This window comes from Mycolicibacterium sp. MU0053 (assembly GCF_963378095.1).
GTDB lineage: Bacteria > Actinomycetota > Actinomycetes > Mycobacteriales > Mycobacteriaceae > Mycobacterium > Mycobacterium burgundiense.
The window spans coordinates 1,431,029-1,454,145 of the sequence record NZ_OY726397.1 but is presented as its reverse complement, the minus strand read 5'-3'; the positions used below and the strand labels follow the sequence as shown (position 1 = coordinate 1,454,145).

21 protein-coding genes are annotated in these 23,117 nt (G+C 64.7%); 9 read left to right on the top strand and 12 right to left on the bottom strand.

What is annotated here, in order from left to right:
• Positions 1–68: 68 nt before the first annotated feature.
• Entirely contained in the window at positions 69–374 is a 306-nt protein-coding gene (locus RCP80_RS06915) for an Rv1322 family protein (RefSeq protein WP_308481631.1), read from the bottom strand.
• Positions 374–1,045, bottom strand: coding sequence for an endonuclease NucS (gene nucS / locus RCP80_RS06910; protein WP_308481630.1), 672 nt, complete (start codon positions 1,043–1,045; stop codon positions 374–376). The genes RCP80_RS06915 and nucS overlap by 1 nt, the downstream gene beginning before the upstream one ends.
• A gap of 102 nt (positions 1,046–1,147) precedes the next feature.
• Here nucS and RCP80_RS06905 point away from each other — a divergent pair, with 102 nt between their 5' ends.
• A complete protein-coding gene (locus tag RCP80_RS06905) occupies positions 1,148–2,752 on the top strand; it encodes an adenylate/guanylate cyclase domain-containing protein (protein WP_308481629.1) in 1,605 nt (534 codons plus the stop codon).
• On the opposite strand, the gene glsA is transcribed toward RCP80_RS06905, so the two are convergent.
• Together glsA and RCP80_RS06895 are read right to left on the bottom strand one after the other, a co-directional pair.
• On the bottom strand, positions 2,749–4,014 hold the full coding sequence (glsA, locus tag RCP80_RS06900; RefSeq protein ID WP_308481628.1) for a glutaminase A: 1,266 nt from the start codon (positions 4,012–4,014) through the stop codon (positions 2,749–2,751). The two genes, RCP80_RS06905 and glsA, sit on opposite strands and share 4 nt — an antisense overlap.
• A gap of 50 nt (positions 4,015–4,064) precedes the next feature.
• Positions 4,065–5,027, bottom strand: a complete 963-nt coding sequence (locus RCP80_RS06895; protein ID WP_308481627.1) for a helix-turn-helix domain-containing protein — start codon at positions 5,025–5,027, stop codon at positions 4,065–4,067.
• 174 nt (positions 5,028–5,201) lie between these two features.
• On the opposite strand from RCP80_RS06895, the gene RCP80_RS06890 reads away from it, so the two are divergent.
• The 7 genes from RCP80_RS06890 to RCP80_RS06860 are packed head-to-tail and all read left to right on the top strand — an operon-like array spanning position 5,202 to position 12,531.
• Positions 5,202–6,488: a cytochrome P450 gene (locus RCP80_RS06890; protein WP_308481626.1), complete on the top strand. Its 1,287-nt coding sequence runs from the start codon at positions 5,202–5,204 to the stop codon at positions 6,486–6,488.
• A gap of 1 nt (position 6,489) precedes the next feature.
• The gene (locus RCP80_RS06885) at positions 6,490–6,924 is read left to right on the top strand and encodes a nuclear transport factor 2 family protein (RefSeq protein WP_308481625.1); all 435 of its coding nucleotides are present in this window, start codon (positions 6,490–6,492) and stop codon (positions 6,922–6,924) included.
• Positions 6,921–8,573 carry an acetate--CoA ligase gene (locus tag RCP80_RS06880; protein ID WP_308481624.1) on the top strand — a complete coding sequence of 551 codons (1,653 nt, stop codon included), beginning with the start codon at positions 6,921–6,923 and terminating at the stop codon, positions 8,571–8,573. Before RCP80_RS06885 ends, RCP80_RS06880 begins: the two co-directional genes overlap by 4 nt.
• Positions 8,570–9,622 carry a phosphotransferase family protein gene (locus RCP80_RS06875; protein WP_308481623.1) on the top strand — a complete coding sequence of 351 codons (1,053 nt, stop codon included), beginning with the start codon at positions 8,570–8,572 and terminating at the stop codon, positions 9,620–9,622. The genes RCP80_RS06880 and RCP80_RS06875 overlap by 4 nt, the downstream gene beginning before the upstream one ends.
• Positions 9,619–10,386 carry an SDR family NAD(P)-dependent oxidoreductase gene (locus RCP80_RS06870; protein ID WP_308481622.1) on the top strand — a complete coding sequence of 256 codons (768 nt, stop codon included), beginning with the start codon at positions 9,619–9,621 and terminating at the stop codon, positions 10,384–10,386. Before RCP80_RS06875 ends, RCP80_RS06870 begins: the two co-directional genes overlap by 4 nt.
• Positions 10,387–10,411: 25 nt before the next feature.
• The gene (locus RCP80_RS06865; protein ID WP_308482729.1) at positions 10,412–11,698 is read left to right on the top strand and encodes an acyl-CoA dehydrogenase family protein; all 1,287 of its coding nucleotides are present in this window, start codon (positions 10,412–10,414) and stop codon (positions 11,696–11,698) included.
• A gap of 23 nt (positions 11,699–11,721) precedes the next feature.
• The gene (locus RCP80_RS06860) at positions 11,722–12,531 is read left to right on the top strand and encodes a crotonase/enoyl-CoA hydratase family protein (RefSeq protein ID WP_308481621.1); all 810 of its coding nucleotides are present in this window, start codon (positions 11,722–11,724) and stop codon (positions 12,529–12,531) included.
• Here RCP80_RS06860 and RCP80_RS06855 read toward each other — a convergent pair.
• Genes RCP80_RS06855 through RCP80_RS06845 form a run of 3 tightly spaced genes read right to left on the bottom strand, consistent with a single transcriptional unit; the run spans position 12,528 to position 15,934 of the window.
• Positions 12,528–14,180: an acyl-CoA synthetase gene (locus tag RCP80_RS06855; RefSeq protein WP_308481620.1), complete on the bottom strand. Its 1,653-nt coding sequence runs from the start codon at positions 14,178–14,180 to the stop codon at positions 12,528–12,530. The two genes, RCP80_RS06860 and RCP80_RS06855, sit on opposite strands and share 4 nt — an antisense overlap.
• Positions 14,086–15,063, bottom strand: coding sequence for an LLM class flavin-dependent oxidoreductase (locus RCP80_RS06850; RefSeq protein WP_308481619.1), 978 nt, complete (start codon positions 15,061–15,063; stop codon positions 14,086–14,088). The genes RCP80_RS06855 and RCP80_RS06850 overlap by 95 nt, the downstream gene beginning before the upstream one ends.
• 7 nt (positions 15,064–15,070) lie before the next feature.
• The gene (locus tag RCP80_RS06845) at positions 15,071–15,934 is read right to left on the bottom strand and encodes an SMP-30/gluconolactonase/LRE family protein (RefSeq protein ID WP_308481618.1); all 864 of its coding nucleotides are present in this window, start codon (positions 15,932–15,934) and stop codon (positions 15,071–15,073) included.
• 282 nt (positions 15,935–16,216) lie between these two features.
• Between RCP80_RS06845 and RCP80_RS06840 the strand changes: the two genes are divergently transcribed.
• Entirely contained in the window at positions 16,217–16,873 is a 657-nt protein-coding gene (locus tag RCP80_RS06840) for a TetR/AcrR family transcriptional regulator (protein WP_308481617.1), read from the top strand.
• Between the two features lie 20 nt (positions 16,874–16,893).
• On the opposite strand, the gene RCP80_RS06835 is transcribed toward RCP80_RS06840, so the two are convergent.
• The 5 genes from RCP80_RS06835 to RCP80_RS06815 all read right to left on the bottom strand — a co-directional run bounded on the left by RCP80_RS06835 (position 16,894) and on the right by RCP80_RS06815 (position 23,109).
• Positions 16,894–18,324 (bottom strand): MCE family protein, encoded by a 1,431-nt coding sequence (locus RCP80_RS06835; RefSeq protein ID WP_308481616.1) that lies wholly within the window; start codon positions 18,322–18,324, stop codon positions 16,894–16,896.
• Between the two features lie 3 nt (positions 18,325–18,327).
• Entirely contained in the window at positions 18,328–19,467 is a 1,140-nt protein-coding gene (locus tag RCP80_RS06830; protein WP_308481615.1) for an MCE family protein, read from the bottom strand.
• Positions 19,464–20,690 carry an MCE family protein gene (locus RCP80_RS06825; protein ID WP_373693460.1) on the bottom strand — a complete coding sequence of 409 codons (1,227 nt, stop codon included), beginning with the start codon at positions 20,688–20,690 and terminating at the stop codon, positions 19,464–19,466. The genes RCP80_RS06830 and RCP80_RS06825 overlap by 4 nt, the downstream gene beginning before the upstream one ends.
• 65 nt (positions 20,691–20,755) lie before the next feature.
• Positions 20,756–22,084, bottom strand: a complete 1,329-nt coding sequence (locus RCP80_RS06820; RefSeq protein WP_308481613.1) for an MCE family protein — start codon at positions 22,082–22,084, stop codon at positions 20,756–20,758.
• On the bottom strand, positions 22,081–23,109 hold the full coding sequence (locus RCP80_RS06815) for an MCE family protein (RefSeq protein WP_308481612.1): 1,029 nt from the start codon (positions 23,107–23,109) through the stop codon (positions 22,081–22,083). Before RCP80_RS06815 ends, RCP80_RS06820 begins: the two co-directional genes overlap by 4 nt.
• Positions 23,110–23,117 lie beyond the last annotated feature (8 nt).

The following is a 23,117-nucleotide window of genomic DNA, read 5'->3' as shown; positions in this document are numbered from 1 at the left end:
CAGTTGCCGTCCGGCCTCTCCCTCGCGGAACTACACCGCTCGTCGAACCGGACGGATCACCGGACGGTTCAGCTCCACTTTCTAGTCGGCCCTCGATTGGCGCGGTGCGTCCAGCACGGCGTGTGCCAGTGCCGTCGGTCCTCGACGGCGGTCTCGCCCAGGTCCGCGGGCCACACCACGACGTGCGCGACGCCGGGACGAACTTCCTGGTCGCATCCCGGACAGCGGTAGGTCTTGGTGGCCCGGGCGGCCACCACATGACGGACCAGATAGTCGTAGCCGTCGGCGCCCTGCTCGACTCGTTGCTGAGACAACGACATCCCCAGCGGCCGAGGCGGCCCCTGCCGCTTACCGGAGCGCCGGTTCCTGGCCATCAGAACAGCCGGAACTCGTCGCTGTCGAGACCCCGCATCTTGTCGTAATCCAGTGTCACGCATCGGATTCCGCGATCCATGGCCAAGGTTCGGGCCTGCGGTTTGATCTGCTGGGCCGCGAAGACGCCACTGACGGGGGCAATCAAACTGTCCCGGTTGAGCAGGTCCAGATATCGCGTCAGCTGCTCGACGCCGTCGATCTCCCCGCGCCGCTTGATTTCGACCGCCACCGTTTTGCCCTGCTCGTCGCGGCAGAGCAGATCCACCGGGCCGATCGCGGTCATGTACTCGCGGCGCACCAGCGAGTAACCCACTCCGAGCAACTCGACGTGTTCGGCCAGCAGGGCCTGCAGATGCGCCTCGACGCCGTCCTTGACCAGACCCGGGTCGATGCCGAGTTCGTGCTCGGTGTCGTGGTCGATCTCCTCGATCGTGATGCGCAGCTGTTCACCGGCCTTGTTCTCCACCACCCACAACGGCAGCGGGCCGTCGGTGTTCTCGGTGATCCAACAGGGCGGAGACATCCAGTTCAGCGGCTTGTAGGCGCGATCGTCGGCGTGCACGCTGACCGAACCGTCGGCCTTGATCAACAGCAGCCGACGCGCCGAGGGCAGATGGGCGGTGAGTCGGCCGACATAGTCGACCGTGCACTGGGCGATCACGAGACGCACCCGGTCAACCTTAGGGGTAGCCGCGGCCGTCGCCGCATCGCCACAACCCGAACCGACTACATCGCCGGCGAAGCGGCCTCCACCGACTACGCTCTGAGACCGATGAAAGCCAACGCGACGCTGGCGCAGCGACTGGGCCGCTTCCTGGAGCGCCTGACGCAAACCAGTGGCCGACTGCCGGAGACGTCCTCCTACGGGTCCTGGCTGCTCGGCGACGTGGCCGAGGGTCCGAAGCGGCGGCGTATCCGGATCCAGCTGATCCTCACGGTGTTCATTCTGGTCACCAATCTGGTCGGCATGATCGTCTCGATCGTGCTGGTCACCGTGGCCTTTCCGGATCCCAGCGTGTTCGACGACGCCCCGGGCTGGCTGACCTACGGGGTGGCGCCCGCCTATCTCACAGTGGCGTTGGGCATCGGCACGGTGTGGATCACCCACAGCACGGTCAACGCCCTGCGCTGGGCCATCGAGGACGACGCCCCCACCAAGGACAACCTGCGCCAGACGTTCGTGGCGCCGTGGCGGGTGGCGATCGCCCATCTCATCCTGTGGGGACTGGGCACCGTCATCCTGGCCGTGCTCTACGGGATCTACGACCCCCTGTTTATCCCGAGGTTCCTCATCGCGGTCGGAATCTGCGGTGTCATGGTCGCGACGTTTGCCTACCTGTTCACCGAGTTCGCGCTGCGACCGGTGGCGGCGCAGGCTCTCGAGGCCGGTGACCCACCCCGGCGGCTGGCGCCCGGAATCATGGGCCGCATCATGACGGTGTGGATGGTCGGCGCCGGGGTTCCGGTGGTCGGCATCGGACTCATCGCGTTGTTCGTCCTGCTGTTGCGCAATCTCACCCAGACCCAGTTCGCAGTCGCGGTGCTCATTTCCTCGGCGGCGACCCTGGTCTTCGGATTCAGCCTGATGTGGGTGGCAGCCTGGATCACCGCCACGCCGATCCGGGTGGTCCGGGCCGCGCTCCGACGGGTGGAAGAGGGCAACCTGGACACCAACCTCGTGGTGTTCGACGGCACCGAGCTCGGTCAGTTGCAACGCGGCTTCAACTCGATGGTCACGGGCCTGCGGGAGCGGGAACGCGTACGCGATCTGTTCGGCCGGCATGTGGGGCACGCGGTCGCGCGCGCCGCCGAATCCAGGGGAATCAACCCCAGCGGCGAAGAGCGCCATGCCGCCGTGCTTTTCGTCGACATCACCGGCTCCACCACGCTGGTCACGACGCGAGCCGCCGCGGACGTGGTGACCCTGCTGAACCGGTTCTTCACCGTGGTCGTCGAAGAGGTGAACGAGCACGACGGGTTACTCAACAAGTTCGAGGGCGACGGGTGCCTCGCGGTCTTCGGCGCCCCGAATGACCTCGAGAGTCCCGAGGACGCCGCGCTGGCCACCGCGCGCGGCATCGCGGCCCGGTTGCGCGTGGAGGTCCCCGAGATCCAGGCGGGCATCGGCGTCGCGGCGGGTACGGTCGTCGCGGGAAATGTGGGGGCCCACGACCGCTTCGAATACACCGTCATCGGCGCCCCGGTCAATGAGGCCGCCCGCCTGTGCGAGCTGGCGAAAACGACCCCCGGCCACCTGCTGGCCTCCTCGGACACCATCCGCGGCGCGACCGAAACCGAACGGGCACTATGGACTTTCGGCGACACCGTCACGCTGCGCGGTTACGAGATACCGACCCAGCTGGCATTTCCGCGCTAGGGGCGACGGGCGGCCGCCACCGCCTCCTCGACCGTGGGATACACGGCCGCGTTCGCACGGTCGGCAGGGATGACTCTGCGGTCGGGGTCGACGAGAAAGCCCTCCTTGCCGACCTTGTTCAGCGCCTCGCGCATCCCGATGAGCATGCGACGGGCGACGTCATTGATGTCGTCGACGCGCGACAGGTCCAGGATCGCGACATCGACCCCGTCGCCGTCCTGCTCGACGATGCGCAGCGCCTGCTCGGCACCGGCGAACAGCAAGTCACCGTGCAGTTCGTAGATCCGGACGCCGTCGGCGACGTCGTGGGTGGCCCGGATGGTCGCGCGCGATTCGCGGGTGACGGAAAGGAAGTGCAACCCCAACTGCGCCGAGAGGCTTTGGCAGGCAAGGACTCCCCGGATACTGTTGCCGTTTGCACCGAGCGGTGGCGAGTACACGCCGATCCCGAGCTGGCTCGGGAGCACCGCGATGATGCCGCCGCCGACACCACTTTTGGCCGGCATGCCCACGGTCGTGACCCAGACACCGGTGGCGTCGTACATCCCGCAGGTCATCATCACGCTGAGCGTTCGCTGCACCACCGCGGGGGAAGCCACCCGGACGCCGGTGCGGGGGTTCACTCCCCCGCCGGCCAGCGTCGAGGCCATACAGGCCAGGTCGGTACTGGTGACCTTGATCGCGCATTGCCGGAAGTAGACGTCGAGCACCTCGTCGGGGTCGTCATCGAGCACCCCGAAACTCTGCAGCATGTAGGCGATCGCCCGGTTCCGGCTACCGGCGGACTTCTCCGATTGGTAGATGTCTTCGTCGACGTCGAGGGCCCGCCCGGCGCACACCGAATAGAAGTCCAGTAACCGAGAAAACCGCTCATGCGGATTCGCACCCGGCACCAGCGAGACTGCGGCGATGGCGCCGGCGTTGATCATCGCGTTCTTCGGCTTCTTGGTTTGATCATCGACGCTGATCTCGTTGAACGGCTCCCCCGAAGGTTCGACGCCGATCTTGGCGTCCACCGCGTCCTGGCCGACCTCGTCGAGGGCAAGTGCATACGTGAACGGCTTGGAGATGGACTGGATGCTGAATTCCACTGCGCTGTCGCCGGACTCGTAGACGTACCCGTCGGTCATCTCGAGTGATAATCCGAACGACGAGGGATCCACGGTGGCGAGTTCGGGAATGTAGTCGGCGACCACGCCCTCGGCGTTGTCGGCATGCTCGGCGAGGATCTCGTCCAAATACCGCTGCACCAACACCGTCACCCGGCGAGTGTACCGGTCGGAGGGTGGGCGGACGGTGTGCCTAAGTTGTCTCAGACCACGGATTCGGCCAGGTCACCGGCTCCGTCATTGCGACAGCTTCGCTTGTATTCGCTCGGAGTCACCTGGTACCGCCGGGTGAACACTCGCGAAAAGTGGCTCGGGCTGGCGAAGTTGAGCATGGCCGAGACCACCGCGACCGTGCGGCCATCGGACAGCAGGTCGCGGGCTCGTTCGAGCTTGCGGATCGCAATCAGCTCCCCCAGCGACTGTGGCTCGGACTGAAACGCTCGGTGCAGCGTTCGCACCGAGACCGCGTGGGCCGCGGCGATGGTGTCCGGACGCAGATCCGGCTCATGGAGGTGGTCATCGACCCAACGGCAGACCGCCGCACGCAACGTCGGCAGCAACGAGGTGGATTCGGTGTCGCGGGCGGACTCGATGGTCCCCAGCGCCAACTCGAGTAGCGCGTTGCGGGTGCGTCGATACACCGACGACTGCGGCTGTGGGTGGTCGCTGAGATAGGTGAGCAATTGACGGAGCATGGGCGCGGTCGGCGCGTCGGTCAAATAGGTCAATCCCGCACGGTGACGTGGGGTGAGCGACATGTGCTGCAACAGCTGGCTGGGAATCAGCAACGAACTTTTGCGCAGTGTCGAGGGCACGCTGACGAGCGTTGGCGCCTGACAATCCCACAGGACGACATCGCCGGCGGTCAGCCGATGGGTGTCACCGGCGATCCCAACCAACTCGCTTCCGGAGCGAATCGCGGCCAGTGCGAAGTACTCGCCGTTCGAGGGCACCTCGCTGCGGGCGCGCCGGTTCAGCTCTCGGTCACTCCAGGACACGTCGGTATAGACGATGTCCTCGAGCGGCACGATGCTGGTGAACTCGCCGACGACTCCGCCCCGACGGTCGTCCGGCACCGAAAAAGGAACGTAGCGCCCCAGCACCTCAGCCAGATGCTGCGCATTGAGGCGGCCCGGTTGGGCCGACCAGGAGATCGCGGAGGTCATTTCCATCCCTAAGCTCGGAATTTACTATAAATTAAACTTTACTAGTCTCAGTGGTGTGTGTCACGCAGAGGACTGTTCGTGACACTCACAGACATGGGCAAAGCGGCTACTGGCGCGGCACGCTCGAGGCTGGTCGACGGTGCAGTCCAACCGAATTACCCGAGGAGAAACCCTGTGACGACGACGCGTATTCGTCCGCCCTTTGCCAACGAGCGAGTGGGAGATCTTCCGTTCTGGCTGGCCAGTCCCGAAGACCGCGAAGAAAACATCTTTGCGCCCCTGCGGGCCACCCTGCCCGTCTCCTGGCAGCCTCCTGCCGAAGGCACCATGCCCGTCATCAACCCCGACGAGGACGGTTTCTGGGCCGTGACCGGGCACCGCGAACTCGCGGCGGTGTCCAAGGATCCGGCGACGTTCTGCAGCGGCAAGGGCATGATGTACGAGGACTTCCCGCCCGAGGCGTACGAGGCGATGGCCTCGATCCTTGCGCTGGACGCACCCCGACACGTGAAGATTCGCACGCTGGTCTCGTCCGCGTTCACCCCGAAACGCCTGCGCACGATCGGCGACCAAATCGCGGCCCAGGCGGCATCGATCGTCTCGGATCTGGCCAAGATCGAATCGGGAGAATGCGACTTCGTCCAGCACGTGTCCTCGAGACTCCCGCTGTGGACCATCAGCGAGATGGTCGGCATCCCCGCCGAACACCGGGACGAGATGATCGACGCCGCAATCAAGATCAACGGCTTCCAGGACCCGGAGATCAACCAGGGCCGCGACCCCGCCGAGGTCCAGGCCGAGGCGGCGATGTACCTGCACGGCCTGGCCCAGAACATCGCTGAACAGCGCCGGGCTCATCCCGAGGACGACCTGATGACCAACTTGGTCAACGCCGAGGTCGATGGCGAGAAGCTCACCCAGATGGAGATCTCGTCGTTCTTCTTGCTGCTATGCGTCGCCGGAAGCGACACCACCCGCAACACAATCAGCGTGGCCATGCATGCGCTGACAAACCACCCTGATCAGCGGGCGCGACTGCAGGACGACCTCGATGGGCTGCTGCCCACCGCGATCGAGGAGTTCCTGCGCTGGGCAAGCCCGGTGATGACCATGCGCCGCACCGCGACCCGCGACGTCGAACTTGCCGGGATGCAAATCCTGGAGGGGGACAAAGTGGTCCTCTTCTACCCCTCGGCGAACTTCGACGAGAGAGTCTTCCCCAACCCACGAACCTTTGACATCCAGCGTCGGCCCAACCACCACTTCGCCTTCGGCGGCGGCGGACCGCACTTCTGTCTCGGTGCCCAACTGGCCCGGACACAGCTGAGATCGATGATCACCGAATTGCTGACCCGGGTGCCCGACCTCGAGGTCGGCGAACCCGAATACGAACTGAACACCATCATCCGCGCGGTGAAGCGGATGCCCTGCACCTTCACCCCCACCGCCAGTAAGGACTGACATGAGCCGCACCCCCGCACAATTGGCCACCCAACTTGTCGAAGCCTTCGGAAGGCCCGACGACATCGCCGCAGTGCTCGCCGACGACGCGACATGGTGGATATCCCCCACCGTTCCGCCGGAAATCATGCAGAGCCTCAGCACCGGCAGAGACGTCATCCGCGGCAACATGCAGCGGGTCTTCTCAGTTCTGTACGACGGCGAAACGATGCGGACCGTGGTTCATAGCGCCTTCGGCGAAGGCAACCTCGGCACCGTGCGCTTCACCCTGAGCGGGGAATTCCCGAACGGGGGCAAGTACTCCAACGAGTACTGCGTGTGCATCGAAACGCGGGGCGATGAGATCTCCAAGGTGTGGGAGTACGTCGACGCGGCGCATGCGGTCATTCAGATGCAAGCTGCCGGCATCGACATCAGCCCGGCGGGCGCACCTTGATCGGCACGCATTCCCAGCTTCGCCACGAACTGCTCGCAGAGCGCAAACTCAGTATCGACGACTACTGGGCGGTCGCCGAAAAGCGTCTCGACTGGCCCCTGTCCGACGGCTTGAACTTGGCACACGAGTGCTGTGACCGGTGGGCCACGGATCGGTCACGCATAGCGCTGAGCGTTCACGAACCGGATGGAAGCGTGACGCGGTGGACCTATTTCGAGTTGATGGAAGCTTCACGCGCGCTCGCGAACGCCTTCATCAGCGCGGGATTTCGCCGCGGTGACCGGGTGGCAGCGGTCCTTGACCAACAGGTAGAGGCCTACATCTGTGCGCTGGCTGCATGGCGGGCAGGGTTGGTCTACGTTCCGCTGTTCGTGGGCTTCGGGGTCGATGCCCTCGCGCAGCGGATCGATGGCGCCGAAGCGACCGCTGTCGTTGTCGATCACCGGTACCGCGCGCCCTACGCCAAGGTCCACGCCGGTCTGACGGCCGGCCCATCGGTGTGGACGGTTGCAGGCAACCGTGGACTCGGCATCATGGTTGGAGACCGAAGCTTCTGGCAAGAGATCGATACTCATACAGCCGCTTTCGAAACGGTACGAACTGAACCCACTGATTGCGCCACCTTGATTTACACCAGCGGCACTACCGGGAACCCGAAGGGCTGTCTGCACCCGCATTCGCTCATTCTGCCGCTGCAAAGCTTCCTACGACACGTGATGGCCCCGGGTCAAGACGACTTCGTCTTCGCCGGCGCCAACCCGGGTTGGTCCTTTGGCCTGTACGCCGCGGGTCTCGGCGTGCAATCCCTTGGGATAGGACGGGTCATCTATACCGGCGCCTTCGACCCGGTCGCCTGGCTTAAGGTCATGAATAAGGAGCGCGTCACCTACATCGCCTCCGCGCCCAGTGCCTACCGTTCGTTGCTCGCCGCCGCCCGAACTAGCCTGCCGGAGACAGTTCGAGGAGGACTTTCCGCGGGTGAACCACTTACCGCCTCACTGGTCAAGGCATGGGGCGACCTCGGCGGAGGTCCACTTCAGGACGGCTATGGCTCCAGCGAAATGGGAATGGTGCTCGCCAATCTGGCCGATGACGTATGCCCCGCACCAGCTGGAGCACTGACATCGGCAGTGCCCGGATTCGATGTCGTACTGGTCGACGAACACGGTCAGCAACAGGAGACCGAAGGGATCATCGGCGTCCGCAACGCCCGATGGCCGATCCTCGGCTACCAGGGGCTCGACGAGCTGTGGCGCAGCAGAACCGTGAACGACGTCTTCCTGTCCGGCGACATGGCGCGGCGTGACGAGGATGGCTATTACTGGTTCGCCGGCCGCCACGATGACGTGATCGTCACCGCTGGCTACAACGTAGGACCCGCTGAGGTCGAGAATGTGATCGCGGCAGTTCCGGGAGTATGCGAGGTCGCCGTCGTGGCAGCACCTGATGAGGCACGCGGATCAGTGGTGCGGGCGGTGGTTGTCGATGACGGCAGTGTGCCCAGAACTGTACTAACCGGAGCAATACAAGATGCGGCGAAAGAGCGGCTCGGACGCCACGCGTATCCGAAGATCATCGACTTCGTTGACGTGCTGCCCCGTACCGAGGTTGGTAAGGTACGCCGAAACATACTGCGAGAGAACGCATGACGGGCCTCAAACTGGCAATTGACGACGCGGTTGACTTGGCCGCGGTGTCGGCGTGGCTGCGAACTGAAGGCCTTGGCGAAGGATCGATCGAGGACCCGCAACTGCTCGCGGGCGGAACCCAGAATATTCTGCTTCGGCTGCAGATTGACGGGCGCAGCCTGGTATTTCGACGGCCACCGCTGCGGCCGCGGCCCCGGAATAACGAGCTGATCCTCCGCGAGGCAACAGTATTGAAGGCGTTGGCTGCTACTAGCGTCCCGCACGCACGTTTGGTCGCCGTGTGTGATGACCCCAGTGTGTTGGGCTCTGCAGTCTTCTACCTGATGGAGGCCGTGGACGGGTTCAATCCCGCCGAGGAGGTACCCGAAGCCTTCCGTTCGCAGCACGGACGAGAGCATCTGGTGTACCAGGCCACCGATGCCCTTGCCGAGATCGGCTCACTAGATCACGAAATTATTGGGTTGGCGAATTTCGGTAAGCCGCAGGACTTTCTGGAACGTCAGGTGCCGCGGTGGGTGGCGGAACGTGACAAGTACCTGGGTATGGACGGCTACGACGGAACCTCCCTGCCTCACTTCGAAGACATCCGTGATTACCTTGCGGCCACCGTGCCGGCCGCATTCCGCCTCGGCCTCATGCACGGCGATTATCACCTGGGGAACCTCATTTTCGAGCATCGCTTCGGCACGTTGGCTGCGGTGCTCGACTGGGAAATGAGCACCATCGGGGATCCCTTGCTCGACCTCGGCCGTTATCTGGCCACGTGGCCGGACCAACACGAGGTGATCATGGACGCGGGCGGAATTTGGAGCGCCGGCGAACTGCCGTCCCCGGAGGAGGTCGCCGCCCGCTACTGCGCGCGATCGGGCCGACCCGACACCGATCTGCGCTGGTATGTCGTCATGGGGTGTTTCAAGCTAGGCATCATCCTCGAAGGCACATATGCACGATCTTGCGCCGGGCTGGCGCCCAGCGCGATTGGATCCGCCCTACACAACGCCGCGGTGCTCCTGTTCGAGCGCGCCGGCCGACTATCAGGAGTCCGATGACCAACCTCTTCGACCTCAGCGGCAGAACCGCCCTGATCACCGGCGGGTCGCGCGGCCTCGGCCTGGCGATGGCGCGGGCCTTCGCGGCTGCCGGCGCCAACGTTGCCATCGCCAGTCGCAAGCGCGAGGCCTGCGTCGAGGTGGCCGAGTCGATCGCCGCTCACAGCGGTGTCAAAACGTGGGCATTCGGCTGCAACGTCAGCTCCTGGGATCAATGCACCGAGCTTGCCGAAGCCGCCGATGAGGCCACGGGCGGGGTGGACATCTTGGTGAACAACGCCGGCCTCTCCCCGCTCTACCCCAGCCTCACCGAGATCAGTGAAGCGTTGTACGACAAGGTTTTCGGGGTCAACACCAAGGGCCCATTCCGACTCAGCACGCTGTTGGGTGAGAAGATGGTTGCCCGCGGACGGGGTTCGATCATCAACGTGTCGTCTATCGAGAGCGTATTTCCGACCACACACGCACTGCCCTATGCGGCGGCCAAAGCTGCACTCAACACCATCACCCAGGGCCTCGCTCCGGCACTGGGGCCAAGCGTCCGGGTGAACGCGATTCTCGCCGGACCGTTCCTGACCGATATCGCCGAAGCATGGGACATGGCAGCGTTTCAGACCATGGCCGAACGTAGCATCGCGCTGCGTCGCGGCGGACTCCCCGACGAGATCATCGGCGCTGCCATGTATTTCGCCTCCGATGCCAGCGCGTTCACGACCGGCGCACTGCTACGCGTCGACGGCGGTGTCGTCGGCGGCATCATCTGATCCCCAATCGATAGTGAGGAAACACATGACGTTCAGTTTCGAACCCGATCCGGAATTTGCCAACGAACTCGAGTGGATCGACGAGTTCGTTCGCGAAGAGGTGGAGCCGATCGATCTGTTCGTTGCCGATCCATGGAACGTGCACGATGAGCTGCGCAACGCCCTGATCGTGCCGCTGCAAGAGCAGGTCAAGGAACGCAAATTGTGGGCATGCCACCTCGGTCCCGAGTTGGGTGGACCTGGATTCGGCCAAGTGAAGTTGGGGCTGATGAACGAACGGCTGGGCCGCTCCTTGGCGGCCCCGATCGTGTTCGGCTGTCAGGCCCCGGATTCGGGTAACTCAGAGATTCTGGCCCACTTCGGTACGGACGAGCAGAAGGAGCGCTACCTGGAGCCGCTCTTGGCCGGTCGTATCGTGTCGTGCTTTGCGATGACCGAACCGCAGGGCGGTTCAGACCCCGAGGTTCTGACCACCAGCGCCGCGCTCGACGGGGACTCGTGGGTGATCAACGGTGAGAAGTGGTTCGCCTCCAGCGCCCACGCCGCTTCATTCTTCATCGTCATGGCACTGACCGACCCCGACGGGCCAGCCTACAAGCGACATTCAATGTTCGTGGTGCCTGCGGAAACACCTGGAATCGAACATGTGCGCAACGTCGACGGCCACCATGGCTACCTGCGGTTCCACGATGTGAGGGTTCCGGCCGACCACGTTCTCGGCGGGCGCGGCGAAGCGTTTGTCGTGGCTCAGACCCGGCTTGGCGGGGGCCGGATCCATCACGCGATGCGCACCGTGGGGCTGGTCCGACACAACTTCGACCTGATGTGCCGGCGCGCGCTCTCCCGGACCACCGGCGGCGAACAGCTCGCACGCAAACAACTCGTGCAAGCGGCGATCGCCGACTCCTGGTGCGAGATCGAGAGTTTCCGTCTGCTGGTGCTGCAGACCGCCTGGAAGATCGACAAGTATCAGGACTATAAGCGTGTCCGCGGTGATATCTCGGCAGTGAAGACCCTGATGCCGCGGGTCTTGAACAATGTTGCCTCCCGCGCCCTGCAAATCCATGGCTCGATCGGCGTCAGCGAGGAGATGCCGTTTATGACCGCGGTGCGCGACTCGTATGTGATGGCGCTGGCCGACGGGCCCACCGAAGTACACCAGGTCAACCTCGCCAAGGCGATACTGCGCGGGTACACCGCTGACACGGATGTGTTCCCCGATTACCATCTCATCCGGCGGCGCGAGCAGGCCGAAGCCAAGTTCGCGGATGTGCTGGCCCGCCACGGAGTATCCGCACAAACCAACAGCTAGGCCAGACAAGGGAGTTGACCCTCGTGAATACGAACCCCGTCAGCGTCGACGTCGACGGTGCCGTCGCCCACGTCCGGCTCAACAAGCCCCAGAAACTCAATGCGTTGGACCACAAGATGTTTCGCGGGTTGGTCGAGGCCGGACGTACCCTCATCGCCGATGAGTCGGTCCGCGCCGTGGTGCTGGCCGGGGCGGGGCGCGCCTTCTGTGCGGGACTCGATTTCACCCAGTTCGCGCAGATGTCTCAAAGCCCCGGCGCCGGGGCCGAGGTGATCGTCGTCGGCGACACCCGCCTCGGCGGGGCGCGCGCGCTGGGTCAGCAGGCGGTTCGGGTCTGGTCCGAGCTGCAGGTACCGGTGATCGCCGCGATTCACGGCGTGGCCTTCGGGGGCGGCCTGCAAATCGCGCTGGGTGCAGATATCCGCATCGTCGCGCCGACCGCCGAGCTGTCGGTGATGGAGATCAGCTGGGGCCTGATCCCGGACATGGCCGGCACCCAGCTGCTTCCCGAGCTGGTCGGCCGAGACGTCGCCAAGGAGCTGACCTTCACGGGTCGCAAGGTGAGCGGGGAGGACGCCGTGCGACTGGGGTTGGCGACTCGCGCATCCACGGACCCGATTGCGGCAGCGACCGAGCTGGCACGCGAGATCGCCCAACATGATCGCAATGCGTTGCGCGAGGCGAAGAAACTATTGGACATGGCCGGTCGGGTCGAGCTTGTGGTGGGGTTGGACGCCGAACAGGTATCCGTGGCGGGGTTACTGGACGATCCCGAGTTCGCAGCGGGCGTCAAAGCGCGTCTGGACCGGGTGCGATCCGGTCGCGGATCCTAAATCGCTCGTCCGGCCGCGGCCCAGTATTCCTCTCGTAGTTTGCGTTTGAAGATCTTGCCGGAATCCTCGCGCGGGAGGCTGGTCGAGAACGTCACCAGCTTGGGTACCTTGTACCCGGCAACCCGCGTCCGGAGGAATTCTTGCACGCTCTCGGCGGTAAGACCCTCGTGGCCGGGCCTGGCCTGCACTGCGGCACATAACGATTCACCGTATTCGTCGTCGGGAATGCCGAACACCGCGCAGTCGGCGACGGCCGGCATCTCGTGCAACACTGCTTCGATTTCGGCGGGATAGATGTTCACCCCACCGGAGATCACCATGTCCACCTTGCGGTCGCAGATGAACAGGAAGCCGTCCTCGTCGAGATAGCCGATGTCTCCCGGCGCGATCAGTCCGCCGCGGTCGATGCCACGGCGTTTCTCATCGTCGTTGTTGTAGGTGAACTCACCGATGCCGTTGTACCGACCGGCAATCTCGCCGACGCGGCCGGCTGGCAGCGGGCTGCCGTCGTCATCGAGGATCTGCACTTCCGCGCCGGGCATCGCCCTACCCACCGTGCCGGGATGCGCCAGCCACTCTTCGGACGAGCAGAACGTGACGTTGCCCATCTCGGTGGAGCCGTAATATTCATAGATGACCGGGCCCCACCAGGCGATCATGGCGCGCTTGAGCTCGGCCGGACACGGCGCGGCGGCATGCGCCACGAAGCGTAGCGACGACAGGTCGTAGCGGTCGCGGACCTCGGCGGGCAGCTTGAGCAGCCGACTGAACATGATCGGCACCATGTTCAGATGCGTGATCCGTTCCCGCTCAATTGTCTTCAGCAGTTCCTCGGCATCGAACCGCGGCAGGACGACGACGCTCGCACCCGCACGGAAACAGAACATGCCGTGGTTGTTGGGCGCCGAGTGGTACATCGGCCCGATGGTCGCGCTCACCACCTGGGTCGGATCGCTGACCAGATGAAACCCGTAGCTATGGCCGAGCATGGCGCTGACGGCAGTGAGCTGCTCGGGTGTGAACGGCTGCCGCTTCACGCCTTTGGGTTTGCCCGTCGTCCCTGAGGTGTAGACGATCGTGGGCGGCAGGGTCCCTAGCGATCCGGGCGGCGCGGAGAATCCTTCGAGCCAGCGATCCCAGTCCGTATCGCCGGGTGCCACCGCGGCCGCGTCGTCGGTCACGCGGTACGCGGTTTGGATCACCGGTGGTGTCGCCACCGACAGGACACGGACGTGCGGCGGTATCGCATCCCGCAGGTTGTGCAAGAGGTCCGCGTGGATGACAAGTGCCTTGGCGCCTGAATCCTCCAGAATGTAGCGGACTTCGTCTGCGGTGTAGTGCCAGTTGATCTGTACGGGGAAGCAACCGATGGCGCCGGCGGCCATCGTCGCCTCAAAGACTGCGATGTCATTGCGCAAACAGATTGCCACCCCGTCGCCGGCCCGAAGTCCGAGATCGTGCAGCCCGGCTGCCGCCTGGGCGATTCGCCGTGCGATCTCATCCGTGGACAGCCTGCGGTCACCGTTGCTGATCGTGCCCATTGTTCCTGCTTTCTCAGCTGCCGCTGTAACGGTGGAAGGCTTCCGAGAACGCCTCGAGTTCGCGCCTGATGTCCGGCCCCGCCGGCTGGTAGGCGACTTCGGTGCCACCGGCCTTTTCGACCTGCTCGAAGTGGTTCGCCCACCCCTCCGGCGACATCGCCAACCCCCACTCGGCCAGGCGCGCGCCCGTGACATACGGCTTGTCCTGCTCGTTGAGGTGCACCAGGTGGCCGTAGTGCATCGCCAGATGCCTGCGGTCTGCCGGTACGGCTTCGTAGCCTTTCAGCCAGATCTTCTCGTCCTCGGGCGGAAGTTGGCCGGTGGTGTGCAGAAAGTGCAACAGCACCCCACCGGCATGGCCCGCCGCGGCCAAAACGCGTTCGCTGTCCGGGCTTTCACCGTCGCCGAGGACGGTGCCCACCGTAAGAACGGTGCTCCAGTCGAACCCGGGCACCGGTGTGCGGGTGGCGAAGACACCGTCGCCCAGCCGGCGCGCGACAGCCTGCCCCTTCGGTCCGTCGGCGGCGAACACGATCGGCACCTCGATCGGCAGCGGTGGCGCCAACCCCGGGGAGTGCAGCATCTGCACCGCCGCGCCTTCCCAGTCCACAACCTCACCGCGCAGCAGCGCCTGCACCGTGGCGACGTACTCCTCGACGTCGGCCCAAGGCAGCGGCGGTTGGCCCATTGCCACGCGGGCCGTGAAGCCGGTACCGACCCCGACACACACCCGGTCCCCCGCGACATCCACCAGGGTCGCGATGGCCGAGGCCGTCGTCATCGGATGGCGGTTGCTGGGCACGATCACGCTGGTGCCCAGGCCGATCCGGCTCGTGCGTTCGGCGGCCTGGCACAGCCGCATCCACACATCGGTGTAAAGGGCGGGTGAATCGTAGAACCACGCCCACGCGTAACCGAGTTCCTTGGCGTGGCGAGCGTGCTCGGCGCTGCGGCTGTCCGGAACCAGAATGCACGACATCGTCAAGGTCATGAGTTGCCTAACGTCCGAAAGCCAGCTTGAGACCCGGCCGCGGCCAGGGCATAGCCGCAAGCTGACCGCTGCTCGACAGGCTGACGTAGGCGGTGGTGAGGCCCTCGCCCCCGAAGCAGATGTTGGTGGTCATCAGGTCCCCGGTGTGGTGAAACTCGGTCTCTTCGCCGTCCGGACTGACGGCAGTGATTCCACCGGCCAGCAATGTGGCGACACAGACCCAGCCCTCCCCGTCGACCGCCATCGAGTCCAGGGCCGTCACTGTCCGCTCCCCGCCCAGCCCCCGCAACAGTGTCCCCCCGTGGGGCAGCAGCCCCGGCACCAGTGCGACGGCGCCAGAATCAGTCACATCCCACCAGAAGACGCGCCCGGTATACGTTTCCGCCGTGTAGAGGCGCTTGCCGTCCGGGGACAGCGATATCCCGTTGGGAGAATCGAGCGGGAAGATCACCTCCCGGATATCCGACCCGTCTGCGGTGGCGTAGTAGATCGCCCCCCGATCGTGCTGACGTTCGGTTCCGATCCCGAAGTCGGTGAACCACATCCCGCCGTCGGCGTCGAATACGAGGTCGTTGGGTGCCCGCAATGGGCGGCCACCGCACTCCGTGTAGAGCACTTCGGTGGCGCCGGTGTCCAGATCGACCCGTTCGATGCGGCCACCGGTGTAACCCTTCGAATCGTGCGGACCGGGGATCAGCCCAGCCCCATGGTCGATCCAGGTGAAGCAGCCACCATTGTTGCAGACGTACAGCTTGCCGTCGGGGCCCAGCGCCAAGCCATTCGGGCCGCCGCCGGGCTTCGCCACGACGGACGTGGCGCTGTCCGGCGCAACCCGGGAGATGCGGCCCGCGGCCACCTCGGCGACCACCACGCTGCCATCGCTCAGCGCAACCGGTCTTCCGGGAATCGCAACTCTTGCGCAAGAATCGTCAGCTCGGTCACTTTGGATGTCCCTCTCTCGCCGTACTTTTCGCCCGCGTTCGGCCCCACCGTAGCCCAGCGTTCACACGCTGACAGGCGTTAATCGAATTTCGTTTAAATCGCAGTACCACCAAAGATACGGCGAAGGGGATCGGCATCCCCGCAGTTGGTTGGGACACGTTGACGCTGGAGATGTCGTTATGCGCGACGCCCTGCAACGTAAGATAGAAAAATGGCTCGACGGACTAGCAACGGCGCATCGACACCGGCTCTCGCAGAGGGCGACGACCACGTCGCGGAGTCGAAGTCTGCACTCACTCGGGCCAGAATTCTCGACGCGGCCGCCCACGTGCTCAGTGTGCGCGGCTATGCGGGGCTACGTCTCACCGACGTCGCCGCCGAAGCCGAGATCCAGGCGCCAGCGATCTACTACTACTACCCCTCGCGCGATGCGCTCATCGAGGAGGTGATGTGGGCCGGCATTGCCGATATGCGCGAACACCTCTCGGCCGCCCTCGCCGACCTGCCGGACGGCACGCCGCCGCTGGAGCGGCTGCGAACGGCGGTAGCGACCCATCTACGGCATGCATTGGAGATCTCGCACTACACCACCGCGTCGATCCGCAACGCCGGACAGGTTCCGCTGGCTATCCGCAAACGCCAGATCCGCGAGGAGGAACGCTACGGCGAAGTCTGGCGGAACATTATCAACGCGCTGGCTCGAGAGGGCTCGTTGCGGCCCGAGCTAGACCTATACATCGCGCAGATGCTGGTACTGGGTGCCTTGAACTGGGCGGTCGAATGGTGGGATCCGCGCCGCGGGTCGTTGGAAGCCGTCGTCGCCAACGCCCAATCAGTGATCGAGCATGGTATCACGACCATCGAATAGAGGTCGGTGCCGCCGACACACTATCGGCTCGGCGGCACCAGCATCGATTCCCACGTCTGCTCCCCGGTCACGGGCCGAGCCAGGTTCGACTGCGTGTAGAGCTGCCCGTCGGGACCGACGTAGGTTCCCGTGGCCGGGTCGTACTGGGTGGCCGGGATGGTCGCTGCCGGGTCCGGACCGGGTGGAATATGCGGAACAGCCTGGCCGGACAGCGTGGCGTTCGGGTCGCCCTTCCAGTTCATCCCGTCATTCAGCGGCACATACTCCTCATTGCTCTGGCACAGTTGTGCTGTGGGAGCACGCTTTCCGGGAGCGTTGAGGCACGGGATGTTTCGTGCACCGCGCACCGCCAAGACGGTGGAGTCCTGCGGCACCCGACAGTAGAGGTCGCCCGCGGGCAGATCCGGCGAGTCGGTGTTGGCCGCCGGCCGGCGTTGTTGCACGGGCAGATAGCCGGTGTTGCACGGCGGCGGCAGATTCAAGTTCAGGTTGAAGTCCAGGTAGGCACCCTTGTAGTCCTGCTTGGTGTTGAGATTCGCCATCCCCGCCGCCTGCAGCGCGGCAACGCTGGGCGGCAGCACGACGAGCAGTTGCTCGATGGCGGCGTTGTAGGTGACAGCCACCTCGCCGACGCTGACCAGATTCGCGAGCAGCACCGGAAGCGTGGGCCTCAACCGGTCGAATAACTCGCGGCCTTGATCGGCGGAGTCCGCGCCGCGGTCGAGCAATCCCCTCAAGTCGGCATCGTGGGTCTTCACCTGGTCGGCCAGGGTGGCCACATTGCGCGCCCATGCGGCGATCGAATCCGAGGAATCAACTTGGGAATCGAGCACCGGTCCGGACTGATCGATGAGCGAGGTCACCGAGTCGAGGTTCTTGCGGGCGTCGATCGCGAGCGAGGCGCTGCCCTGGACCAGCCGTGCCAAGTCGGGTCCGAGCCCACCGAAGGCCAGGTAACCCTCATCGACCGCCGTCTTCAGGTTGTCGCGTGGAATCGATTGCAGTCCTCGGTTTGTCGCATCAACAAGCGCGTTGATGTCGGGCGGCACCGTGACGTTGTCCCGGGTGATGACGTCATCATTCTTCAGCGGTGCCGACCCGCCGTCGCGCGGCAGCAGCGCAACGAACTGCTCGCCGACCGCAGACTGGCTGTGTACCTCGGCCCGCAGAGTCGACGGGATGTCGGTGCCCGACTTCAGCGAAAGCACCGCCTCTACCCCGGTGTCGGTCAACCGGACACCGTCAACGCCGCCCACCGTCGTTCCGCGGTAGGTGACGTTGCCGCCCTTGTAAAGTCCGGCTGCTTCCGGCAATTCGAGCGTGACGGTATAACGGCCGACGCCGAAGAGCGCGGGCACTTTGATGACTCCGAAGATCATCACTGTTCCCGCCACCAGGGAGACGGCAACAAAGATCGCCAGTTGCATCCAAATTCGACGAGTGAGGTGCATCGCTTACGGTCCTTGATTGGCCTGGTAGGGAACGACGAGCGGGTTGCCGGCGGTGTACGGGCTCGGCGTCTGGCCAATGGTCCGGCCCCACTGGAGTTCGAGTTTGGTGAGATCGCCCTCGAATCGTGTCCCGGTGAAGAAGCCCGTATCGATACGGCTCAGGGTCAGGTCGATGACCGCCGTGAGGTTCGCGTAGTCGCCACGGAACCACTTGTCCACCGTTTCCTTTGCCCAGGGGAACGTGGTCAGCAGGCTCAGCCCACGGGTCAGGTCCGGTCCGGCATTCGCCAAGGCCTCCAACGCCGGCCCGAGGTCTTCGAGTTCTGCGACAAGCGCTTCTTTGCTCTGGCTCACGGCCTGGTTGGCGACCGCGCTGAACTGGCCCAACTTGTCGGCCGCTTCGGCCAAATTGTCGCGCTGGCCGCTCAGGACCGTCAGGGCATCGGGAACCGTTGCCAAGGCCCGGTCCACCACCGGCTTCTGGGCGGCCACCTGCGCGGCCAGGCCGTTCAAACTCTCCGTCGCGGCGATGATGTCGTCGGTCTGGGAGTTGATGCGCGCCATGAACGTATCGATCTCGGTGATGAGGTCGCGCAGGTCGTTTTCTCGCCCGGTGAATGCGGTGCTGAGCGCGGTAGTGATGTCCTGGAGCTTTCCGACACCACCACCGTTGAGCAGCAGCGACAGCGCCGACAGCGTTTGCTCGGTGTTGGGATAGGCGCCACCGGAGGCCAACGGAAGCAGGTCCCCGTCGCGCAAGCGTCCCTGTGCGTCGGCCGGTGCCGCCAGTTCGATATGAGTGGACCCGAGGAGGCTCGTCTGACCGACCTTCACCGTGGTGTTCGCGGGCAGGTCGACATCGCCGTCGAGTCGCATCGTGAGCAGGGCGTGCACGTTCTGCAGTTCGATCTTGGTCACGGTTCCCACGTTCACGTCGCCTACCCGCACGCGTGAGTTCTCCTGCACCGTCGAGACATCGGGCAACTGCGCCTGGATGGTGTAGGAGCCCGCCCCGTCGCCCGCCGTGCCCGGCATCGGAACCGAGTTCAGCCCGCGCCACGAACCGCATCCGGTGACCAGACTGAGTACCGTCACGGCTCCCACCAGGACGGTGGCCCGGTGCCGGAGGTTCGCGCCAATCATGATCCGCCTCCCGAGGGAACCATCATTCCGGTGAGACCCTGAGTCGGGTCGGTCGACGACACTTCGGCAGCAAGCGGGTCGGCGCCGGCCCGGTCGATCGCCGGCGGCGGAGTCGGTCGGTGATCCGGGCGCATCCAATCCTCGCTGTAGGTGATCTCGTTCGGACGCGCCGCCGCCCCCACGAAGGGGTTCAGACCGATCGGCGGGAAGTTGTACTGGCGGTTCTTGATGATCGGTGCCAGGTACTGCACACACAGTTTCGCCGACTCTTCGGCACCTAGCCTCGAGGCCGCCTGGATGGCGCCGCACAGGAACGAGATCGGGTCGGCGAAGTTGTTGACCGCCAACGCACCCGTCAGCGAGGCCTGCGCAGGCTGGTAGATGTTGTAGAAGTTTTGCAGCGTGTTCGGGGCGATGTGCAGCGCTTGCTTGAAGTCTTCGAGGCTGTCGTTCAGAGCGGTCGTGACCGATGCCAGCTTGTCGGTCCCGGTGCCGATCGCCTCGCGGTTCTCGGCGACGAAGCTTCCGACCTCACCGACGGCCACGTTGAGGTCCTCCAGTGCCTGGCCCACCTCGTTGGGATCGTTGGCCAACAGCCCGGTGGCGGACGCCAGATTCCCGTTCAGGTGCCGCATCAGATCGGTGCTGTCGTGCAGGGCGGACACCAGCAGTGACACGTTCTTGACGGAGGTGAACAGGTCGTCGCTGTGGTCCCCCAGAATCGACATCGCCGCGCCCAGCTTGATGACGGTCTGGCGAATGTCGACGCCTTGGCCGCGCAGGTTGTCCGCGGTCGTGTTGACGAAGGCACCGAGGGTACTGACGCCCCCCGGTTCTGTCGGCTGCAATGCGTCGGTGAGCTTCTCCAGTTGATCACGCAGGTCGTCCCATTCCACCGGCACCGCCGTGCGCTCCAGTGGTATCACGGCGTCGGCTTGCAGAACGGGTCCGCCGGTGTAGACGGGCGTGAGTTCGAGTGAGCGGGCGGTCACCAACTGGGGAGACAAGATCACGGCACGGGCGTCGGCCGGAACCTGATACTTGTCGCTGACCCAGAAGACGATCTTGGCGCGCTCGGCCTCTGGCTCAATGCGGTCGATCGCGCCCACCGCGACCCCGAGGATGCGCACTTCGTCCCCGGGATAGACGCCGTTGCTGCTCTCGAAGTAGGCGGTGAAGTGGATGCGATCGCTCGTTCCGTACGCGCGAACGACGACGAACATTCCGGCTACCAGAATTGCTACCAAAACCGCTGCCAGAGCGGTGCTTCGGCGGCGGTACGTTCGCGTCACGGTGCAGCCTCCGGTGGTGGTGGTGGCACCGACGGTCCAGGTGCGCCCGGTTCACCCGGCGCCAACATGACAGTCGGTTGTCTTGGCTCGTACTGGCTGGCCATATTGGGCGGCGCGGTGGCCGGCGGTCCGGGAGCCGGCCCGCCGGGCGCCGGCGCGGGCAGCGGTTCACGATAGGGGTAGCGCGGGTCACCGGGTTTGCCGGTGATGGCGTCGGGCAGTGTCATACGCGGCTCGCCGCCCTGACCCGTGCGCGGGTAAGGAACGGGAAGCGCAGGCGTGCCGGGTTGCCCGAGCTGGGGATCTGGGCGCTCGGTGGGCGCGAGCACATTCGGGTCGAGCCCGAGGTCGGAGAACGCGGCGTCGATGAACGGCTGCACGAACTGACCCGGCAGCAGGTTCACAATGTAGGCCTTGAAAAATGGCCCGGACGCCACGGATTCACCGAGATGCATCGCGTACTGGTTGAACAGTTTCATGGTCTGCTGAATTCGTTCGCGACGATTGTCGACGATCGTGAGGACGCCGTTCAACTTGTCGAGCGCCGGCCGAAGCTGCGTGCGATTCTCGGCGACCAAGCCCGAGACCTGCCGGGCGAAAGCTGAGATGTCTCCGGAGATCTGATCGAGGGCGACGCTTTGTTGCTGCAACGCAACCAGCAGCGAGTTGGTGTTTCGGATCAGCGCGGCAATCTCCTCGCTGCGCTCGCCGAGCACACCGGTGACCTTGTTCGCGCTGGCCAGCAGTTCCCGCAGTTCCTGGTTACGTCGATCGATGGTCTCGGAGAATGCCGAAAGTCCCTGCACGGCCTGCTGTACATCGGGTGGGGTGCTCTGAAATGTCTCCGCCAGGGTCGCCAGCGAATCCGACACCTGGGTTGTGTTCAACCCACTGATGGTCGTGGCCAGGTCCCCGAGCGCATCGGGCAGTTCGTATGGGGCGGTGGTGCGCTCAGCCGGGATGGCACCGTCCAACTCGCCGTCACCGCGCGTGGTGACCTCCACATACTTGGACCCGAGCAGGCTCTTGGTCTTGATGGCCGCCTCACTACGATCGCCCAGCTGGATGCCCCGATTGACATCGAAGGTGACCCGCACCTGGGTACCTTCCAGCTCGATGCTGGATACCCGGCCCGACCGAAACCCCGACACCTGGACAGTGGCCCCGGTGCGGAGTCCACCGATCTGGGTGAAGTAGGCCGTGTACTCCTTATCCGACCAGAAGGTGAGCTTGTCGTATTGCAGTGCACCGACCACCAATCCGGCTGCCATCAGTACACCGACGGCTCCGACGGTCACGCGGTTGCGTTCAGCGAAGGGTTTCATTTGGGGGTACACCGCCCGGTGTCCTGGCCGGCAACCTTCACATACACCGGTTGTCCGCCCTTTCCGTTCAGTTTCAGGACCGCATCGCACAGGTAGAAAGTGAAGAAGTCTCCGTAAATACCCTGGCGCGCAATGATTTGGTAGGTGTCCGGCAGCGTGTTGAGCAGGTCGTCGAAGTAGTCGTGATCGGCCACCACGATGCCCGCCGTGCGGTCGGTCTGTTCCACCACCCGCTGCAGGGGCGGCCGCGCCTGCACCAGAAGGTCCGCGAGGGTGCCGGCCGCACTGTCGATATGCGCGACCGCATTGCTGATGTCGACCTTGCGGCTGTTGAGCCCGTCGATCAGTTGCGACAGTGAGTCGACGGACTCGCCGAACTTGTCGCTCTCGCTGGCGAACGCGCCCAGCACGGTGTTCAGGTTGGTGATGACGTCTCCGATGAGTTGATCACGGTCGGCAAGCGTTCTCGTCACGTCCGCGGTCTGCTGAAGAAGCGAGCCGATGGTGGCGCCCTGCCCTTGGAAGGCATGAATAAGCTGGCCTGACAACGCATTCACCTGATCGGGGTCCAGCGCCCGGAACAACGGCCGGAATCCGCCGATGAGCGCATCGAGGTCGAGTGCTGGCGCGGTCCGAGCCAGTGGGATCGTCGCGCCGGGCTCCAACGGCCGGACACTTCCGGCGGCGGGCTCCAAGCTGAGATAACGGCCGCCGATCATGTCAGCCCACCGAATGGCCGCACGCGTGCCCTCGGTGAGGATGACCGAATCCGCGGTGGAGAACTCGACGTGGACCGTGCCCTTCGCACCGACTTCAATCGACTTGACCTTGCCCACCTCGACCCCGGCGATCCGCACGAACTGGCCGGACTCCAGGCCACTGACATCGGCAAAATCGGCCCGGTACACGTTCTCGCTGTAGAACCGCAGCTCAGCGAAAATCATCAGGAGAGCGAAGGTCCCCATGGCACACACCACGAGGAATGCGGCCAGTCGCCAGGTGGCACCTCGTAGGTTGTCTTTCAACGAGATTC

Coding starts and splice junctions, on each gene's coding strand:
- RCP80_RS06915 (WP_308481631.1), bottom strand. CDS start 374: ATGGCCAGGAACCGGCGCTCCGGTAAGCGGCAGGGGCCGCCTCGGCCG.
- RCP80_RS06830 (WP_308481615.1), bottom strand. CDS start 19,467: ATGATTGGCGCGAACCTCCGGCACCGGGCCACCGTCCTGGTGGGAGCC.
- RCP80_RS06870 (WP_308481622.1), top strand. CDS start 9,619: ATGACCAACCTCTTCGACCTCAGCGGCAGAACCGCCCTGATCACCGGC.
- RCP80_RS06820 (WP_308481613.1), bottom strand. CDS start 22,084: ATGAAACCCTTCGCTGAACGCAACCGCGTGACCGTCGGAGCCGTCGGT.
- RCP80_RS06895 (WP_308481627.1), bottom strand. CDS start 5,027: ATGACCTCCGCGATCTCCTGGTCGGCCCAACCGGGCCGCCTCAATGCG.
- RCP80_RS06865 (WP_308482729.1), top strand. CDS start 10,412: ATGACGTTCAGTTTCGAACCCGATCCGGAATTTGCCAACGAACTCGAG.
- RCP80_RS06825 (WP_373693460.1), bottom strand. CDS start 20,690: ATGTTCGTCGTCGTTCGCGCGTACGGAACGAGCGATCGCATCCACTTC.
- RCP80_RS06850 (WP_308481619.1), bottom strand. CDS start 15,063: ATGACCTTGACGATGTCGTGCATTCTGGTTCCGGACAGCCGCAGCGCC.
- RCP80_RS06840 (WP_308481617.1), top strand. CDS start 16,217: ATGGCTCGACGGACTAGCAACGGCGCATCGACACCGGCTCTCGCAGAG.
- RCP80_RS06875 (WP_308481623.1), top strand. CDS start 8,570: ATGACGGGCCTCAAACTGGCAATTGACGACGCGGTTGACTTGGCCGCG.
- RCP80_RS06905 (WP_308481629.1), top strand. CDS start 1,148: ATGAAAGCCAACGCGACGCTGGCGCAGCGACTGGGCCGCTTCCTGGAG.
- RCP80_RS06835 (WP_308481616.1), bottom strand. CDS start 18,324: ATGCACCTCACTCGTCGAATTTGGATGCAACTGGCGATCTTTGTTGCC.
- RCP80_RS06885 (WP_308481625.1), top strand. CDS start 6,490: ATGAGCCGCACCCCCGCACAATTGGCCACCCAACTTGTCGAAGCCTTC.